The organism is Marinobacterium iners, assembly GCF_017310015.1.
In the GTDB taxonomy this organism is placed as follows: Bacteria; Pseudomonadota; Gammaproteobacteria; order Pseudomonadales; family Balneatricaceae; genus Marinobacterium; species Marinobacterium iners.
Window position 1 is genome coordinate 362,007 of the sequence record NZ_CP022297.1, and the last position, 16,429, is coordinate 378,435.

16 protein-coding genes and 1 other RNA gene are annotated in these 16,429 nt (G+C 53.3%); 13 read left to right on the forward strand and 4 right to left on the reverse strand.

Annotation, left to right across the window (positions count from 1 at the left end; translation table 11 throughout):
• Positions 1–55 precede the first annotated feature (55 nt).
• From CFI10_RS01805 to CFI10_RS01825, 5 genes are all read left to right on the forward strand, one after another.
• Positions 56–1,360 carry an IS1380 family transposase gene (locus tag CFI10_RS01805; RefSeq protein ID WP_206834329.1) on the forward strand — a complete coding sequence of 435 codons (1,305 nt, stop codon included), beginning with the start codon at positions 56–58 and terminating at the stop codon, positions 1,358–1,360.
• A gap of 314 nt (positions 1,361–1,674) precedes the next feature.
• Positions 1,675–2,016 carry a DUF2523 family protein gene (locus tag CFI10_RS01810; protein WP_206838619.1) on the forward strand — a complete coding sequence of 114 codons (342 nt, stop codon included), beginning with the start codon at positions 1,675–1,677 and terminating at the stop codon, positions 2,014–2,016.
• Between the two features lie 2 nt (positions 2,017–2,018).
• Entirely contained in the window at positions 2,019–3,266 is a 1,248-nt protein-coding gene (locus CFI10_RS01815; RefSeq protein WP_206838622.1) for a zonular occludens toxin domain-containing protein, read from the forward strand.
• Between the two features lie 69 nt (positions 3,267–3,335).
• Positions 3,336–4,607 (forward strand): hypothetical protein, encoded by a 1,272-nt coding sequence (locus tag CFI10_RS01820; RefSeq protein ID WP_206838625.1) that lies wholly within the window; start codon positions 3,336–3,338, stop codon positions 4,605–4,607.
• Entirely contained in the window at positions 4,607–5,596 is a 990-nt protein-coding gene (locus CFI10_RS01825) for a phage integrase (protein WP_206838642.1), read from the forward strand. The genes CFI10_RS01820 and CFI10_RS01825 overlap by 1 nt, the downstream gene beginning before the upstream one ends.
• Positions 5,597–5,666: 70 nt before the next feature.
• Here CFI10_RS01825 and ssrA read toward each other — a convergent pair.
• Both ssrA and smpB read right to left on the reverse strand, forming a co-directional pair.
• Positions 5,667–6,024: a transfer-messenger RNA gene (gene ssrA / locus CFI10_RS01830) on the reverse strand.
• Between the two features lie 55 nt (positions 6,025–6,079).
• Positions 6,080–6,559 carry an SsrA-binding protein SmpB gene (gene smpB / locus CFI10_RS01835; protein WP_091822791.1) on the reverse strand — a complete coding sequence of 160 codons (480 nt, stop codon included), beginning with the start codon at positions 6,557–6,559 and terminating at the stop codon, positions 6,080–6,082.
• A 161-nt stretch (positions 6,560–6,720) separates the two neighbouring features.
• On the opposite strand from smpB, the gene CFI10_RS01840 reads away from it, so the two are divergent.
• The 3 genes from CFI10_RS01840 to CFI10_RS01850 are packed head-to-tail and all read left to right on the forward strand — an operon-like array spanning position 6,721 to position 8,873.
• A complete protein-coding gene (locus CFI10_RS01840; protein ID WP_206838643.1) occupies positions 6,721–8,085 on the forward strand; it encodes a sodium-dependent transporter in 1,365 nt (454 codons plus the stop codon).
• A gap of 24 nt (positions 8,086–8,109) precedes the next feature.
• The gene (locus CFI10_RS01845) at positions 8,110–8,550 is read left to right on the forward strand and encodes a type II toxin-antitoxin system RatA family toxin (protein ID WP_206838644.1); all 441 of its coding nucleotides are present in this window, start codon (positions 8,110–8,112) and stop codon (positions 8,548–8,550) included.
• Positions 8,550–8,873, forward strand: coding sequence for an RnfH family protein (locus CFI10_RS01850; RefSeq protein ID WP_206838646.1), 324 nt, complete (start codon positions 8,550–8,552; stop codon positions 8,871–8,873). The genes CFI10_RS01845 and CFI10_RS01850 overlap by 1 nt, the downstream gene beginning before the upstream one ends.
• A gap of 21 nt (positions 8,874–8,894) precedes the next feature.
• Here the strand turns inward: CFI10_RS01850 and CFI10_RS01855 are convergent, their stop codons facing one another.
• Entirely contained in the window at positions 8,895–9,236 is a 342-nt protein-coding gene (locus tag CFI10_RS01855) for an outer membrane protein assembly factor BamE (RefSeq protein ID WP_206838649.1), read from the reverse strand.
• Positions 9,237–9,324: 88 nt separating this feature from the next.
• Here CFI10_RS01855 and fur point away from each other — a divergent pair, with 88 nt between their 5' ends.
• Positions 9,325–9,759, forward strand: coding sequence for a ferric iron uptake transcriptional regulator (gene fur, locus CFI10_RS01860; RefSeq protein ID WP_206838659.1), 435 nt, complete (start codon positions 9,325–9,327; stop codon positions 9,757–9,759).
• A 20-nt stretch (positions 9,760–9,779) separates the two neighbouring features.
• Here fur and recN read toward each other — a convergent pair whose 3' ends face one another.
• Entirely contained in the window at positions 9,780–11,447 is a 1,668-nt protein-coding gene (gene recN / locus CFI10_RS01865) for a DNA repair protein RecN (protein WP_206838662.1), read from the reverse strand.
• Between the two features lie 164 nt (positions 11,448–11,611).
• On the opposite strand from recN, the gene grpE reads away from it, so the two are divergent.
• From grpE to dapB, 4 genes are all read left to right on the forward strand, one after another.
• Complete coding sequence (gene grpE / locus CFI10_RS01870; protein WP_206838665.1) at positions 11,612–12,202, forward strand: nucleotide exchange factor GrpE; 591 nt, start codon at positions 11,612–11,614, stop codon at positions 12,200–12,202.
• Positions 12,203–12,304: 102 nt separating this feature from the next.
• On the forward strand, positions 12,305–14,224 hold the full coding sequence (gene dnaK, locus CFI10_RS01875) for a molecular chaperone DnaK (RefSeq protein WP_206838695.1): 1,920 nt from the start codon (positions 12,305–12,307) through the stop codon (positions 14,222–14,224).
• Between the two features lie 102 nt (positions 14,225–14,326).
• Positions 14,327–15,466 carry a molecular chaperone DnaJ gene (gene dnaJ / locus CFI10_RS01880; protein WP_091822928.1) on the forward strand — a complete coding sequence of 380 codons (1,140 nt, stop codon included), beginning with the start codon at positions 14,327–14,329 and terminating at the stop codon, positions 15,464–15,466.
• 46 nt (positions 15,467–15,512) lie between these two features.
• Entirely contained in the window at positions 15,513–16,322 is an 810-nt protein-coding gene (dapB, locus tag CFI10_RS01885; protein ID WP_206838697.1) for a 4-hydroxy-tetrahydrodipicolinate reductase, read from the forward strand.
• Positions 16,323–16,429: the final 107 nt, after the last annotated feature.

Consider the following 16,429-nt stretch of genomic DNA (forward strand, 5'->3'; position numbering starts at 1 on the left):
CTGCGGCGGTAATATGGACGCCATTCTCGATTCACCCAGGCAGTGATATCTGACTATGCGTACCTTCAAGCTTGAACAGTCAAAAACCGAGATTATCACACCCCACGGTGGTCTGGCGCTGGTTGGGCACAGCGTGAACAGGATGACCTCTCTGGCTAAGACCTCGCGCTCCATCGTCAAGCGCCATGGCATCGCCAACATCGACCTCATCCGTACCTACCTGGGGTTGATTTGCCTTGGCAAGAGCGACTTCGAAGCGGTCGAGCACGCACGCCATGATCCCTTCTTCAAAGCGGCCATGGGCATCAAGCAATCACCTTCATCGGCCCGGCTGCGTCAGCGCTTTGATGAAGATGCCCGCGCACTGATCCCGTTATTGGATGAGGCCAGCGTCGAGTTTCTGTGTAACGCTTCGGTGCCTATCGGCACACTCACCACCGGGCACGTGCCACTGGATATGGACGTGTTTCCCATGGACAACAGCAACAGTAAAAAAGAGGGCGTGGCCTATACCTACAAGGGGCATGACGGTTATGCCCCCATCGCGGCCTACCTGGGCACGGAGGGCTGGTGTCTGGGCTGTGAGCTGCGACCGGGTAACCAACATGCCAATAAAGAGTTTATTCACACCCTCGACCGGGTGCTGCCTCGAGTCCGAGAGCTGACCGATGCACCGCTACTGGTACGTCTTGACAGCGCCCATGATGCCGCCGAGAACCGGGGGTACTTCCGTGCGCACGGGGCAGACTACCTGATTAAGTGGAACCCCCGCTCACAAGATGGACTGGCCTGGGTCGACAAGGCTCATGCGGCCGGCGCACTTTGGTGCCATACCCGACCGGGCAAAATGGAAACGCTGGTAAGCGAACCGCTGGATGGCACGGACGACCGCCTGATCGTCAAGGTGACGGTGCGCCAGAGTGACAGTTCAGGACAGCTGTTTTTGGAGCCGGAGGTCAGCCTGGAGGGCTGGACGACTTCACTCACATCGGACGCAGCAGATAACGCCAAGGTCATTGCGCTCTACCAGGATCACGCCACCAGCGAACAGTTCCACAGTGAGTTCAAGACTGATCTGGATCTCGAACGTTTGCCGTCAGGGAAGTTCGATACCAACGACCTGGTCATAGCCTTTGCCGTACTGGGCTACAACATACTGCGTTGGATGGGACAGAACGCGCTATTGGGGCCGGATGCACCGGTGCGTCATCCGGCCAAGCGTCGGCGGCTGAAAACCGTGATTCAGGAACTGATGTATATGGCCTGTCGCTTAGTCAGCAGCGGTCGTCGTCTCCACCTGCGCTTCGGACGACATTGTCCCGGTTTCGGGGCATTCAGTCGCGTCTACGGGCTGGCCTGATCCGGACTGTCGGATTTACAGCCATTCAAAATAGCCACACGCCCGAGCGCCATGCATGGCAGGGTATGCCTTGGCCTGCAGACAGAATCGAGACGAAATACTGCGGTGAGAAGCATGATCGATGCTGCAGTGGCGTAGATTAACCCGGTACACGTTAGATAAGATCGAGCTGTGTTAAAGAGCGAGGTCGTCTTCAGTGCTGGGTGCTGCAACAGCGGGTGAAGTCACTGATTCAGGATGAATTGAGCAAGCTTGCTGCTGCTCTTTTTTTCCTGTGCGTTGTGATTGGAATTCTCATTATTCTGAGGTGATCTATGCTTGAATTTTTCAATGATGTCATTTCATTCTTTGGTGATATAAAGGATTGGATATATTCCGGCATTTATACATTTACTGTTGATGCTTATGCCTACTTTATTAAGGAGTCCGTTAAAGCCTATATTGGCTTTATGATTACAGCCATACCCTTTGCTTGGGACGTTGCTCAATCCATCATGAATGATCTTAATATTTCATCCTATTTGAATTCTGCATGGGGCACGCTGGATGCTCCCACTCGCAGCATTCTTGGGTATTTAAAGATACCTGAAGGCGTTAACTTTATTTTATCGTCCGCGGTTACACGCTTTGTTCTTAGATTTATTCCGGGGTTCTGATTATGTCCATTTCAATTCACCACGGTGCAAACGGCTCCTATAAAACAGCAGGTGTCATGTCGGATTACTTTATTCCAGCCGCTAAGTCGGGCAGGGTGGTTGTGACCAACATTCGCGGTGTCAGCCGTGAACGTACTTTTCTGCAGATGCAGGATGTTCCTGACTCCTTTGATGTTGTCTTTGTTGATACTGATACCCGTGACGGTCGTTATCAGATGGCCACCTGGTTTCACTGGGCACCTTTGGGTGCTCTCTGCCTGTTTGATGAATCCGGTGTTATGTTTCCAAAGGCATGGCGTCAAAAGGATCTTGATGCCCTCGATTATCCAGGCGGACCTGATCAGGCCTCCATTGATGGCAGGCCTGCAAATTGGGTTGAAGCCTGGGAGATGCACCGTCATTTCAACTGGGACATTGTTTTAACCGCACCCAATATTAAATCGATACGCGACGATATTCGCCAGACCACTGAAGGCGCTTACAAGCACAAAAACAAGGCTCTACTTGGCCCCATGTTTAAAGGTTATAAAGAAGGTTACCATGATGCTCAAAAAAACGGACAATCAGCCTCAGACTTTGACGTCATACGAGATAAACGGGTTAACCCTCTGGTCTTTAGACTCTACGACTCCACCAAAACGGGCGTCGCGTCTCAAACGCTTAATGGGTTCAATCTCTTTAAATCGCCTCGTGTCCTATTTGCGTTGGGTATCACCGTTCTCTCTATCGGCTACAGCATCTACGCCGGCGGACTCGACAGGCTCTTCAGTTCTCCTATGGGTGTTTCGGAAGCTTTACCAGTTGCTCCTGCTCCCGATTCGTCTGCTGACCTTCCTTCTCAAGCCCCTGTCGCTGTTTCTGGGGTTCGTCCTGTTCCGGATGATGATCCTGGTCACAGTGATGTGGTGCCTCGCCCAGATCGTCAAGCTGGTTCTATAGAGTCTGGTCCTCTCTCTGGTTTGAGGCTCTGGATCTCCGGTTATGCTTCAGCCCCAAATCGGATTTATTACTCCTTGAGTGTTCTGGTTGAGGGTGATCCGGTTGAATACCTGGCATCCGACCTTCGGCAGATGGGCTATCAGTTCCATGGCTATGGCCGTTGTTACGGTGAAATTTTCTATCAGGGTGAATCCTATCCCGTTACCTGTGTTCCCCTAGTGCTTCGAAATAGCAGTGGTAAAGCGTTCGGGGCGGGGCGAGAGGGGCGGAATGTTGAGCACCCGAACGCACCGCCCCGGACGGCCCTGTAGCACGTCTCAAATAAATACACGAAATACCTTGTTGCTACGCAATACACCCTTGTTAATCAGGTGCAGCTGATGAAAAAAGAATCGTTGATCCGTTTTGATGAAAACTTTGAACACTCAGATACAGGGCGAAACTTTGTCGCTCCTACGGGTGACATTATTGACCTATCAGGAGTACGAATCTTGGACTGTTCTATTGATACCGTTCGACAGCTCTACAACGGCATGTTGAACCATGACCTCCTGGATGACTTGGAGGAACGGTTAGAGGCTGAGTTTCGTCCTGTGGTCGAGTATCAGGGGCACTTGTGGCGGCTCCGTCGTGGTGGAAAGGCAGGCTTTAAGTTCTTGCTGCAAAATGCTGATTTTGGAGTGGTGATTCTGATCAAAAATACTCATACAACAGCAGACAGGGCAGGGAGTCATTGCAAAATTGAGGTGTCACCAAAGTTGATCCGTGATCAATCTCCTGATGTGCTTCAACACCAGATGGATGAACTGGCGTCCGGTTGGTTCGTAACGCCTCCCTCACCTTGCGGTGTGGCTATCCATATCGCTGCTGACTGGCAAGGTTGGGTACCACCGTCTGATTTTGTTGACCGTCTCACTTGCCGTTCACAGCGTGTAAATGACCGTAGTGGTTTCCAATCGCTTGAAGTCACTACCGGCGAGGTGGCCAGTGTTTACGGGCGTGGTCAGTCCTACACCTTCGGTACAGTCTCCAGCTTGCAGGCCGCTCTGTACAACAAGTCAAAGGAGATCATTGCCCACGATAAGATTGACTACTTCCACGGTATTTGGGAACGGAAACTCGACCATGACTGGCAACCTATCTGGAACCCTGATGAGGATGTCTGGCGTCTTGAGTTCCGATTCTCTCAAACCGTGCTGAGGCAGTTTGCGGACTACAACACCACGGCTGATAAGAAGTGCAACTTGAGTACCTACGAACTGGTTGCTGAGTACCTGCAACCGCTCTGGGCCTATGGTCTCGACCGCTTCCGCCTTGACTTCAACCGCCGTTACCTTGACCCGTTTTGGACAGTGTTGCTCCAGGATACTGAGTGGTGCAAGCCAGCTGACGACTTCATTGCCAAACGCAAATACAAAACTGCCGGGATCGGTAACGAACGGAATGTTGCACTTGCCCTGGGCAACCTCTTGTCGATCTACGCAAGGAACAATATCACCGCTCGCAAAGCGTGGAACTGTCTCAAAAAGTCCGGTTTATGGCGTGACCTGATGGGGTATATCCGTGCACGTGACCTGACCAAAGCGGACCTTTTCGACATGATTGAGCGAGGTATGCTCGAACGAAGGCTAACCAGTAAGGTAGCCGCATAGTGATCAAGAAAACGAAGTCAGGCCGCTGGCAAGTCGATGCCGAGCTATCCAGGGGCAAGCGTATTCGTCGCACGTTTGACCGAAAATCGGATGCTGTCCAGTTTGAGGCCAAGGTTCGCAGCAAATCGCCAAGCCTGAACACCCAACTCAATACAGATCGTGATCGCCGCAGGCTCTCTGAGTTGTTTCAACTCTGGTACGACCTGCACGGGCACACACTGAACGACGGCGAGCGCCGTTTTCGTGCACTTCAGCGCTTTGCTGTTCGGCTCAATGATCCTTATGCGAAGTCTCTAACCTCAACCATGTATGCTCGCGATCGGCGGCAACGTGCTGACGCTGGTATCAGTGACAAGACTTTGAACAACGAGCTCACGTATATCCGTGCCGTTTTCAATGAGCTTTTTTCTCTGGGAGAAATCACTTACCTCAACCCGCTTTCCAAGGTGAAGCAGATCCGCATTCAGGAACAGGAACTGTCCTGGCTCACTGATCAGCAAATTACCGAGATCCTGAACGCTGTCCGTGATCGTCGGCCCGGTTCAAATCCGCACTTGGAACCGCTCATACGCATTTGCCTGGCCACCGGTGCCCGTTGGTCTGAAGCCGAGAACCTGAAACCGGTGTCCCTGGTAAACAATGTCGTGACGTTTTCGAACACCAAAAGCGGTAAAGTCCGGTCTGTTCCTATTTCCGCTGAGTTATCACATTTCCTGCATGAGCATTGGCGGTTGCATGGGAACTTCACCAGTAGCATTGGTGCCTTCCGGCGAGTGTTGGAAAAGACGGGTATACAGCTTCCAAAGGGGCAGGCGACGCACGTTCTCCGGCATACCTTTGCCAGTCACTTTGTTATGAAGGGCGGCAACATTCTGACGCTTCAGCGTATCCTCGGGCACTCATCGGTAAAAGTGACTATGAGGTACGCGCACCTTGCACCGAAGCATCTTGAAGAGGCGGTTAAATTGGCTCCGGTGACACATTGGTGACACATTGAGCAAAAAGGAGGGGCTATAAAAGAAAAAACCCTGTAAAAACAGGGCTTTAACTCTGGGTGTTTGGTGGAGGTGGCGGGTTTCGAACCCGCGTCCGCCAATCCTCTGCCTCAAGATCTACATGCTTAGGCATCTCTATTCAATTAACCCGTCGCGACCCGAGAGCCAGGGTGCTATGGGCGAGCTCTTTTAGTTTTAACCGTTCAGCTTAGAGCAAAGCATCCAGGCGATTCTGTCTCGTATGACACCGCGAACCTCTGAGTTACAGACACCTTAGAGTGCGGCGCTAGCCGACTTAAGCGGCTAGAGCGTAGTTATCGTCGTTTGCAACTATAACTGTGTGATGAGGGATTAACGAGAATCATCACGTTCTCGGCATGCACCCAAGGGTTCGTAATCAGCGTCGAAGCCAAGTCACCCCCAGATATGTAACGAGTCATTGTACCGGCATTGTAGACCGGAAGAAAGTGAAAAGGTTCAACGGGCTGCAACAGACATTTCGCGATGTTTCTGTCGATTCCAGTCTTTTTCTTTCTCGTCAGCGCGTTTGTCGTGCAGTTTCTTTCCCTTCACAAGCGCAATTTCACACTTGACCATGCCGTTCTTCCAGTAAAGAGCCAATGCTACACAGGTGTAGCCTTTGGCCTCGACGGCGGTAGTCAGCTTTTCAATCTCGCGTCGATGCAGCAGAAGCTTTCTATCACGCCTGGGCTCGGTGACAAAATGTGTTGAGGCTGAGATCAGGGGTGTGATGTGTGCGCCTACAAGCCAGGCTTCATCATTTTTGAAGACAACGTATGAGTCGACCAGTTGGCCACGGCCTTCGCGCAGGCTTTTCACCTCCCAGCCGCTGAGAGACACACCGGCCTCGAATCGGGTTTCGATGGTGTATTCGTGCTTGGCACGCTTGTTCAGGCAGATGGTGTTTCCGCCGGGGGACTTCTTCTTTTTCGCCATGGCGCGATTATATAGAGCGACTGTCCGCATTGAAAGCGGGTGATATAGCTGTCCCAGAGTAATTAATCTCGTGTTTGAGCGTAGAGATGCAGCAAAAGGTTGTCACCCTTGTCCGAAATATGAACAATTGCGGTTCATGAAATTTTTAACCTGAGAGCACTATGCAGTCAAAGCAGTCTATGCACGGTTCATGGGCGAACCGTTGGATCTTCATTCTGGCAGCAACAGGATCTGCAGTTGGCCTGGGTAACATCTGGAAGTTTCCCTATATCACGGGTGAAAATGGTGGCGGCGCGTTTGTGCTGGTCTATCTGGTTTGTATTCTTCTGGTTGGCATACCGATCATGATGGGTGAAATTCTGGTCGGCCGTCGTGCCAGGCAAAGCCCGATCAACGCAGTGCGCGAAACCGCTGTGGAAGCTGGCAGGGATCCTCGCTGGGGCTTGATTGGCTGGCTGGGTGTGCTGGCCGGGTACATCATTTTCTCTTTTTACTCGGTGGTGGCTGGCTGGGTTCTGCACTACATCGCAGGTATGGGTACGGGGCAGTTTGTTGATATAGGCAGCGACCTTGCCGGTAAGAAATTCGAGTCGCTGCTGGCAAGCCCGGATCAGATGCTGATTTGGCACACTGTCTTTGTGTTGATGGTGGTCGTGGTTGTAGCAGGTGGTGTAAACAAGGGGCTGGAGCGGGCAACCAAGATCATGATGCCCGCCCTCTTCCTTTTGCTATTGGTGCTTCTTGGATACTCACTCAACAGTGGCAGCTTCGCCGAAGGCTGGTCATTCCTGTTCAGCTTTAACCCTGATGCACTGACATGGGATGCGGTACTGGTGGCTCTGGGACATTCCTTCTTTACCCTGTCGCTGGGTATGGGGGCAATTATGGCCTATGGTTCCTATATGGGTAAAAAGGATTCAATTGGCGCCACAGTCCTGACAATAGGGGTACTGGATACGGTGGTTGCGCTGGTTGCAGGCTTGGCCATCTTCCCAATTGTGTTTGCCAACCAACTGGACCCGGGGGCAGGTCCCGGGCTGATGTTTATCACCCTTCCGGTTGCGTTTGGTCAAATGCCGGGAGGACAGGTCTTTGGCTTTCTGTTCTTTCTCTTGGTAGGTGTTGCAGCATGGACCTCGGCCATCTCCCTGCTTGAACCGGCAACAGCCTGGGTTGTGGAGCGTTTTGGATTCAAGCGTCTTCACGCAGCCGCTTTACTGGGCTTCATCATCTGGCTGATGGGGATTGCATCACTGCTGTCGTTCAATCATTGGGCGGATATCAAGATATTCAGCATGGGTATCTTTGATTTCCTGGATTTTATTACTGCCAATATCATGCTGCCGTTGAGTGGGTTGCTGATAGCAGTCTACGCGGGTTGGGTTTTGACACAGAAGATGACTCGCGACGAACTGGCATTGGGTAGCTCTGGTGCTTACAGTGCATGGCAGTTCACCATTCGGTTCATCGCCCCGGTTGCGGTTGCAGTGATTTTTGTGGTCAACCTGTACGACAAGCTGGCCTGAGTCGGTGATCACCATGAGGATGCTATGACACAGGTAAACCGCAGCGCTTTGGTGCTGCATTCAGCTGAGCAAATGTTCGATCTTGTAAATGATGTGCGTAACTATCCGGCATTTCTGCCTTGGTGTGCGTCGACCGATGTTGTTTCTGACTCTTCTCAGGAGCTGGTTGCTACTCTGCATCTTGCAAAGAGCGGGCTGAAGTACAGCTTTACCACGAGAAATTTCCTGCAGCGCCCAGACTCAATGGAGATTACTTTGGTTGAGGGGCCGTTCTCGTCTTTCAGGGGTAAATGGACCTTCACCCCCCTGAGTGAGGACGCTTCGAAAGTAGAGTTGCAGATGGATTTTGAATTCAAGGGCAAGCTCACCGGGCTTGCCATGTCCAAGGTGTTTAACTCGGTGGCGACGACATTGGTCGATGCGTTTGTGATGCGTGCCGATACAGTATTGGGTCAGGAGGCGTAATGATTAGTGTCGAAGTAGCCTATGCGTTACCTTACGAGCAGAAAATCATTGCACTGCAGGTAGATGAGGAATGTACGGCCTACCAGGCTGTTGTTCGCTCTGGAATTGCTGAGCTGTTTCCCGGTGTTGATCCTGCGACCGCGTCGATGGGAATCTTCGGCAAGGCGATAAAGGACCCTGCGACGACAGTGTTGAAGGATGGTGATCGGGTTGAAATATACCGGCCGTTAATTGCGGACCCCAAGGAAGTCCGTGCTCGTCGAGCTGCTAAAATGAAAGCGGAAAAGGCATCAGAGCAAACGAAACAGGGGGGCGGGGAGTGATTCCCCGCATCGTATAATCGACTAGCGAGACTGATCCTGCGCTACCCCGGGACGAAAGTCGCCGCTAAGGCGAGTCAGCTTGCCATCTTCAAAGAAAACGCTGACCCGCTCTTGGTAACGCTGGCCATCCCCCTCCTTGATGCTGTACAGGTAGTCCCAGCGTCCCTCGCTGAAGGTGTCGCTGATCAGTGGTGTACCCATGACATAGCGCACCTGAGAGTGCGTCATGCCGGGGCGCAGCTGGTTGACCATCTCCTGAGTAACCACGTTACCCTGAGGGATATCGATCTTGTAAACGCCTGGGAACTCGGAGCAGCCGGCGATCATCAGGGCAAGTGTTGTGCTGAGAAGAACCTTTCGCATCAGTAAATGGCTTCCGTTTTCATGCCTAAACAAAGATAATGGAGTCTAACATTGCAAATCCCGAACAGCATAGTGATTGAGACCTAATATGGCACTGGAAAATCAGGAACTGCGGAAAGCTGGACTGAAGGTGACTCTGCCGCGGGTCAAAATTTATCAAATTCTCGAACGTGCCGGCGAAGGTGACCACTTCAGTGCGGAAGATATATACAAGCTGCTGATGGAGCTTGGCGAAGATGTCGGCTTGGCAACGGTATATCGTGTTCTGACTCAGTTCGAAGCAGCCGGTCTGGTGTCGCGTCATCACTTTGAAGGTGGGCATTCTGTCTTCGAATTGGCGCGCGACGAGCATCACGACCATGTGGTCTGTGTAAAGTGTGGTCGAGTACGCGAGTTTACTGAGCCCAAGGTATCCGAAATCCTCGACAAGGTTGCGGACCAGCTTGGCTTTACCATTACTGACCGTACGCTTTATCTTTACGGTGTCTGCAAGGGCGGTTGTGAAGAAGACGACAAGAAGTAGGCAACCTTGCTGTCAGCCGCTCAGGCTGACAGCATTTCTCGTGCATGCTCCATTGACGTCCGCGTAATATCGACACCGCCCAGCATGCGGGCAACTTCTTCTACCCTTTGGGCCTCGCTCAATCTTGATACCCGGGTCTGGGATGTACCTTTCTGTCCCTTTTTGCTTACAAACAGGTGCTGATGCCCTTGTGCCGCCACTTGGGGCTGGTGTGTTACACACAAAACCTGGACCCGTTCACCCAGTTCACGCAGCATCCGACCGACCACTTCAGCAATGGCGCCACCGATACCCACATCGACTTCATCAAATACCAGTGTTGGGGTGCTGGATGTCTGTGCCGTAACCACCTGTATCGCCAGGCTGATTCGGGACAGTTCACCACCTGATGCAACTTTTGCCAGTGCACGGGCTGGCTGGCCCTCGTTGGTGCTAATCAGGAACTCGACCTCTTCAAGGCCGCTAGCACTGTAGCGCTCAGTATCCAGTGGCGTCAGACACGCACTGAAACGGGCGGCAGGCATGCCAAGGGCATGCAGCTGAGCGTCCACCAAGCGGTCCAAGTGCTCGGCCTGTTGTTGCCGTGCAAGGCTGAGCTCAGCGGCGGTTTTGAGGTAGCTCTGCCAGGCCGATTCTACTTCGTCGGCCAGTAATTCAATTTCGTTGTCGGATCGGGTCAGGCCCATCAGCTCCTGCTGTAGAGATTGCTGGAACTCAATAAGCTGCTCAGGCAATAAGCGGTGTTTGCGCGCTACATCGTAGATGGCCGTCAGGCGTTCTTCCACCTCCTGCTGGCGTTCGGGGTTGATTTCTACTGCTTCCAAAAAATGACGGACCTCGCGACCGGCTTCTTCCACCTGTATCAGTGCGCTGTTAAACATTTCATTGGCCTGTTGCAGACGCGAATCTTCCGTGCCGAGCTGCTGCAGCAGCTGAAGGCAGTGATGCAACATGGACTGGCAGTTGAGACTATCATCCTCATGGCTGATATTGAGCAATTGCTGACCTGTGCCTAACAGGCTACCGGCATTTTCCAGCAGTTGCTGCTCATGTTCCAGCTGCTCCAGTTCTCCCTGCGTCAGCGCAAGTTGCTCCAGCTCTTCGACCTGGTAGCTCAATAGTTGAATGCGTGCATTGCGCTCGTCCGATACTTGGGTAAGTTGTTCAAGCTCGGCATGCTGGCGGCGCCATTTGTGGTATAGGCGGCGTGCTTCTTCAGTCAGCTCGGTATGGTTTCCGAATTCGTCCAGCAGCACCCGGTGATGATCCTTTTTCAACAGCCGTTGATGCTCGTGCTGGCCATGAATGTCGACCAGGTACTGGCCGAGTTCGCGCAGCAATGCCAGAGGGGTGGGGCGACCATTGATGTAGCTTCGACTGCGGCCTTCACGTGTGATGACACGGCGTAAATGGCATTCCTGAGGGTCACCCTCCAGGTCGTGTTCGCTGAGCCACAGCCTGGCCTGTGGGATTGTGCGGATATCAAAGCTGGCCGTGAGCTCGGCGCGCTCTGAGCCGCTGTTGACACTGTCACTGTCAGCTCGATCACCCAGGCAGAGTCCGAGGGCGTCCAGCATGATTGACTTGCCGGCGCCGGTTTCGCCGCTGATGACGGTCATCCCTCGATCCAGCTCGACTTCAAGGTCGCTCACGATGGCGAAGTTGCGGATGGTCAGTTGGGTCAGCATGATAATCACACGTGGTTATTTATACAGTGTTTACTGTATAAGCCATTTGATCGATACCTGCAATCCCCAGCTGAAAAAAATCTTGCTGCCGGTTGAATCCATCTGAGAGAGCCCCATATAGATGCCATCAACGCCAATACTCAAGTGTCAGTTGGAGAGACCTGATGTCGAAAGAGCAGCAGAATCAGAATGAAGCCGTCGAGCCGGTTCAAAACGAACCTGAAGTGCTGGTCGCCGAAGGTGAAGTTGTAGAGCCAGGTGCTGCCGAAGAGACGGAAGTCAGCCTGATCCAGCAGCTGGAAGAATCCCGCGCTGAGGTTGACGCTTTGAAAAAGGAACTGGTTGAGCTCAAACCGCGTGCGCAGGCCGAAATTCAGAACATTCGCCGCCGTGCCGAGCAGGATGTGGAAAAGGCACACAAGTTTGGTCTGGAAAAATTTGCGACAGAGTTGCTGCCGGTGGTGGATAGTCTTGAGCGTGCAATTGAAGCCAGTCAGGGCGATGAAGAGAAGGTCAAGGCGATCCGTGAAGGTGTCGAGATGACACTGGGGCTGTTCCTCTCGAGTCTGGAAAAATTCAATGTGGAGCAACTGAATCCGCAGGGTGAAGTATTTAATCCGGAGCACCACCAGGCGATGTCCATGGTGCCGGCAGAAGGTGTTGAGCCTAACACGGTCGTCACAGTGGTACAGAAGGGTTACCTGCTGAATGGCCGTCTGGTACGTCCTGCTATGGTGATGGTAGCAAAAGGCTGAAGGCCGGAGTTGAAAAACGCGCTGCCGTACCCATATAGATGCACAACGGCTAATTGAACAGTTTTTGACCCAATACGGGTCACAGAAAGATCGGAGTAAGACATGGGCAGAATTATCGGTATCGACTTGGGCACCACCAACTCCTGCGTGGCGATCCTTGACGGCGACAAGACCAAAGTGATTGAAAATGCGGAAGGTGATCGCACCACACCGTCCATTATCGCCTATACCAATGACGGCGAAACACTGGTTGGCCAGCCGGCCAAGCGCCAGTCCGTTACCAACCCGGACAACACACTGTATGCCATCAAGCGTCTGATTGGCCGCCGCTATGATGACAAGGTGGTTCAGAAAGACATCAAGATGGTGCCTTACAAAATCATTGCGGCCGACAACGGTGATGCCTGGGTTGATGTAAAAGGCAAAAAGATGGCTCCGCCGCAGGTATCGGCTGAAGTGCTGAAAAAGATGAAGAAGACCGCTGAAGACTATCTCGGCGAGCCGGTCACTGAAGCAGTGATCACCGTACCGGCCTACTTCAATGACTCTCAGCGCCAGGCCACCAAAGACGCAGGCCGAATTGCCGGTCTGGAAGTGAAGCGCATCATCAACGAGCCGACAGCGGCTGCGCTGGCTTATGGCATGGACAAGTCCAAGGGCGACAAGACCGTTGCCGTATACGACCTCGGTGGTGGTACGTTTGATATTTCCATCATCGAGATTGCCGATGTGGATGGCGAGCACCAGTTTGAAGTGTTGGCAACCAACGGTGACACCTTCCTCGGTGGTGAAGATTTCGACCTGGCGGTTATCAACTACCTGGCGGATGAGTTCAAGAAAGAAAGTGGAATCGACCTGCACAACGACCCGCTGGCGCTGCAGCGTCTGAAGGAAGCTGGTGAGAAAGCGAAGGTTGAATTGTCTTCCGCACAGCAGACTGACGTCAACCTGCCGTACATCACGGCTGATGCGACCGGTCCGAAGCACCTGAACGTGAAACTGACACGCTCCAAGCTGGAGTCACTGGTTGAAGAGCTGGTCGAACGTTCCATCGAGCCTTGCCGTATTGCGGTAAAAGACTCCGGCCTGTCTGTGTCCGAGATTGATGAGGTGATCCTGGTCGGTGGTCAGAGCCGCATGCCGCTGGTACAGAAGAAAGTAGCTGAGTTCTTCGGCAAGGAGCCGCGCAAGGACGTTAACCCGGATGAAGCGGTTGCCATCGGTGCTGCCATTCAGGGTGCGGTGTTGTCCGGTGATGTGAAAGACGTACTGCTGCTGGACGTCACTCCGCTGACTCTGGGTATTGAAACCATGGGTGGTGTTGCGACCTCCCTGATTGAAAAGAACACCACTATCCCGACCAAAAAGTCGCAGGTGTTCTCGACAGCAGACGACAACCAGACGGCTGTGACCATTCACGTGGTACAGGGCGAGCGCAAACAGGCGAGCCAGAACAAGTCTCTGGGTCGTTTTGATTTGGCCGATATCCCGCCGGCACCTCGTGGCATGCCGCAGATCGAAGTGACCTTCGATATCGATGCCAACGGTATTCTGAACGTGTCCGCCAAGGACAAGGCTACCGGCAAGGAGCAGTCCATCGTAATCAAGGCCTCTTCCGGCTTGAATGATGATGAGATCGAACAGATGGTGCGTGACGCCGAAGCGCATGCCGAAGAGGACAAGAAGTTCGAGGAGCTGACCACCGCGCGCAACCAGGGTGATGCGATGATCCACACCGCACACAAGACCCTGAAAGATGCAGGTGACAAAGCGACTGCGGATGAAAAAGAGAAGATCGAATCGGCTATCAAGGATCTGGAAGAAGCGCTCAAGGGCACTGACAAGGAAGCCATTGAGAGCAAGACTGAAACTCTGACCGAAGCGCTGTCAGCGGTGGCTCAGAAAATGTACGCTGATGCGGCTCAGGCTGAACAGGCCGGTGGCGAAGCGGGTGAAAAGGATGCCGCGGACGATGTCGTTGACGCCGAGTTTGAAGAAGTCAAAGACGACGACAAGAAGTAAGCGTTCGCGAGTGTCGATCGTTGCAGTGTGACAACGCGGGCTTCTGCCCGCGTTGTCATGTCCGGCTCTTTGGAGTCAAACCTGACGGGTCAGATTCGGATCATGGCAAAACAGGATTACTACGAACTTTTGGGCGTATCGCGCGACTCCTCCGATCGCGATATCAAAAAAGCCTATCGTCGGCTGGCGATGAAATACCACCCCGACCGCAACCCGGGCGACAAGGAAGCTGAAGACAAGTTCAAGGAGATCAGCGAAGCCTACGAAGTGCTGTCGGATGCCCAGAAAAAAGCGGCTTACGACCAGTTTGGTCACGCGGGCGTGGATGGCCAGGGTGGTATGGGTGGCTTCGGAGGTGGTGGCTTTGAAGGTAACTTCTCAGATATTTTCGGTGATGTTTTTGGCGACATCTTCGGTGGAAGCGGTGGTGGGCGCCGCCGCTCCAGCGTACAGCGTGGCGCCGATTTGCGCTACAACCTCGATTTGACGCTTGAAGAAGCGGTACGCGGGTGTGAGAAAACGCTGCAGATCCCCACCTATGTCAGCTGCGAAACCTGTGATGGCAGTGGCGCCAAGCCAGGCACCAGTGCCAAGACTTGTTCTACCTGTGGTGGCGTGGGGCAGGTGCGGATGCAGCAGGGTTTCTTCTCTGTACAACAGACCTGCCCAACCTGCCGTGGTGAGGGTAAGGTCATTTCCGACCCCTGCGACAGCTGCCACGGTCAGGGCCGGGTGGAAAAAACCAAGACGCTGCAGGTTAAGATTCCGGCCGGTGTTGATACAGGTGATCGCATTCGACTGGCCGGTGAAGGTGAAGCTGGCTCGCATGGTGGTCCGGCGGGTGATCTTTATGTACAGGTACATGTGCGTGAACACGCGATTTTCCAGCGTGATGGCAAGCACCTTTACTGTGAAGTGCCGATCAGCTTTGTGGATGCGGCACTGGGTGGTGAGCTTGACGTGCCGACACTTGATGGCCGCGTCAAACTGAAGATCCCGACCGAAACCCAGACCGGCAAGCTGTTCCGCCTGCGTGGCAAGGGTGTGACCCCGGTTCGAGGCGGCAGCGTAGGTGATTTGATGGTGAAGGTTATCGTCGAAACACCGGTTAATCTGAACAGTCGCCAGAAAGAGCTGCTGCGAGAATTTGCGGATGCCACTGAAGAAGGCAACAGCAAGCACAGCCCGAAGAAACACGGTTTCTTCGACTCGGTTAAAAAGTTCTTTGAAGATATGACCTGATCATCACACAATCAGGTAAATGGATACAGACCAGCGGGGCAGGTGCATGATCAGAGTAGCGGTGACCGGCGCAGCCGGCCGTATGGGAAAAACCATTATTGAAGCACTGCAACAGGCTGATGATGTCAGTCTCAGTGCTGCCATCGTTGAGCCTGGCAGCTCACTTATTGGTGCTGATGCCGGCGAACTGGCGGGAGTGGGCAGGCTGGATGTCAAATTGGCTGGCAGTCTGGACGATGTAGCATCCGATTTTGACCTGTTGATCGACTTTACCACGCCGGAAGTCACCCTGCAGAACCTGGCGTTCTGTGCTGCTAACGGCAAAAAAATGGTGATCGGAACTACCGGCCTGAATGAGAGTCAGAAAGAAGAGCTGAAACAGGCTGCGGAAAAAACGGCGCTGGTATTCGCTCCCAACATGAGTGTGGGAGTAAACCTTTGCTTTAAGCTGCTTGAGATCGCTGCCAAGGCACTGGGTGATGACGGTGGCTACGATATTGAAGTGATCGAAGCGCACCATCGACATAAGGTTGATGCGCCGTCCGGTACCGCTCTGCGGATGGGAGAAGTCGTTGCTGATGCGCTCGGACGTGATCTGAAGACCTGTGCCGTATATGGTCGTCAAGGGCAAACCGGTGCTCGTCCTGCAAAAGAGATCGGCTTTGAAACCATCCGGGCCGGAGATGTTGTCGGTGATCACACAGTGCTGTTCGCGACCGAAGGCGAACGTATTGAGATCACGCACAAGGCCTCCAGTCGCATGACCTTTGCCAAGGGCGCAGTCCGTGCCGCAGGCTGGTTGGGCGATAAGCAAACCGGACTGTATGACATGCAGGACGTACTGGGCCTGCACTGAACTCAACACGTTGTTGTTCCCTCTGCCCGCTCCAGTAGCGGGCTTTTTTGTTTGCCCGGCGAAGCCGGCAAACCCGGCCACCTGAAAGAAGGTGGCGTCACCCTGAC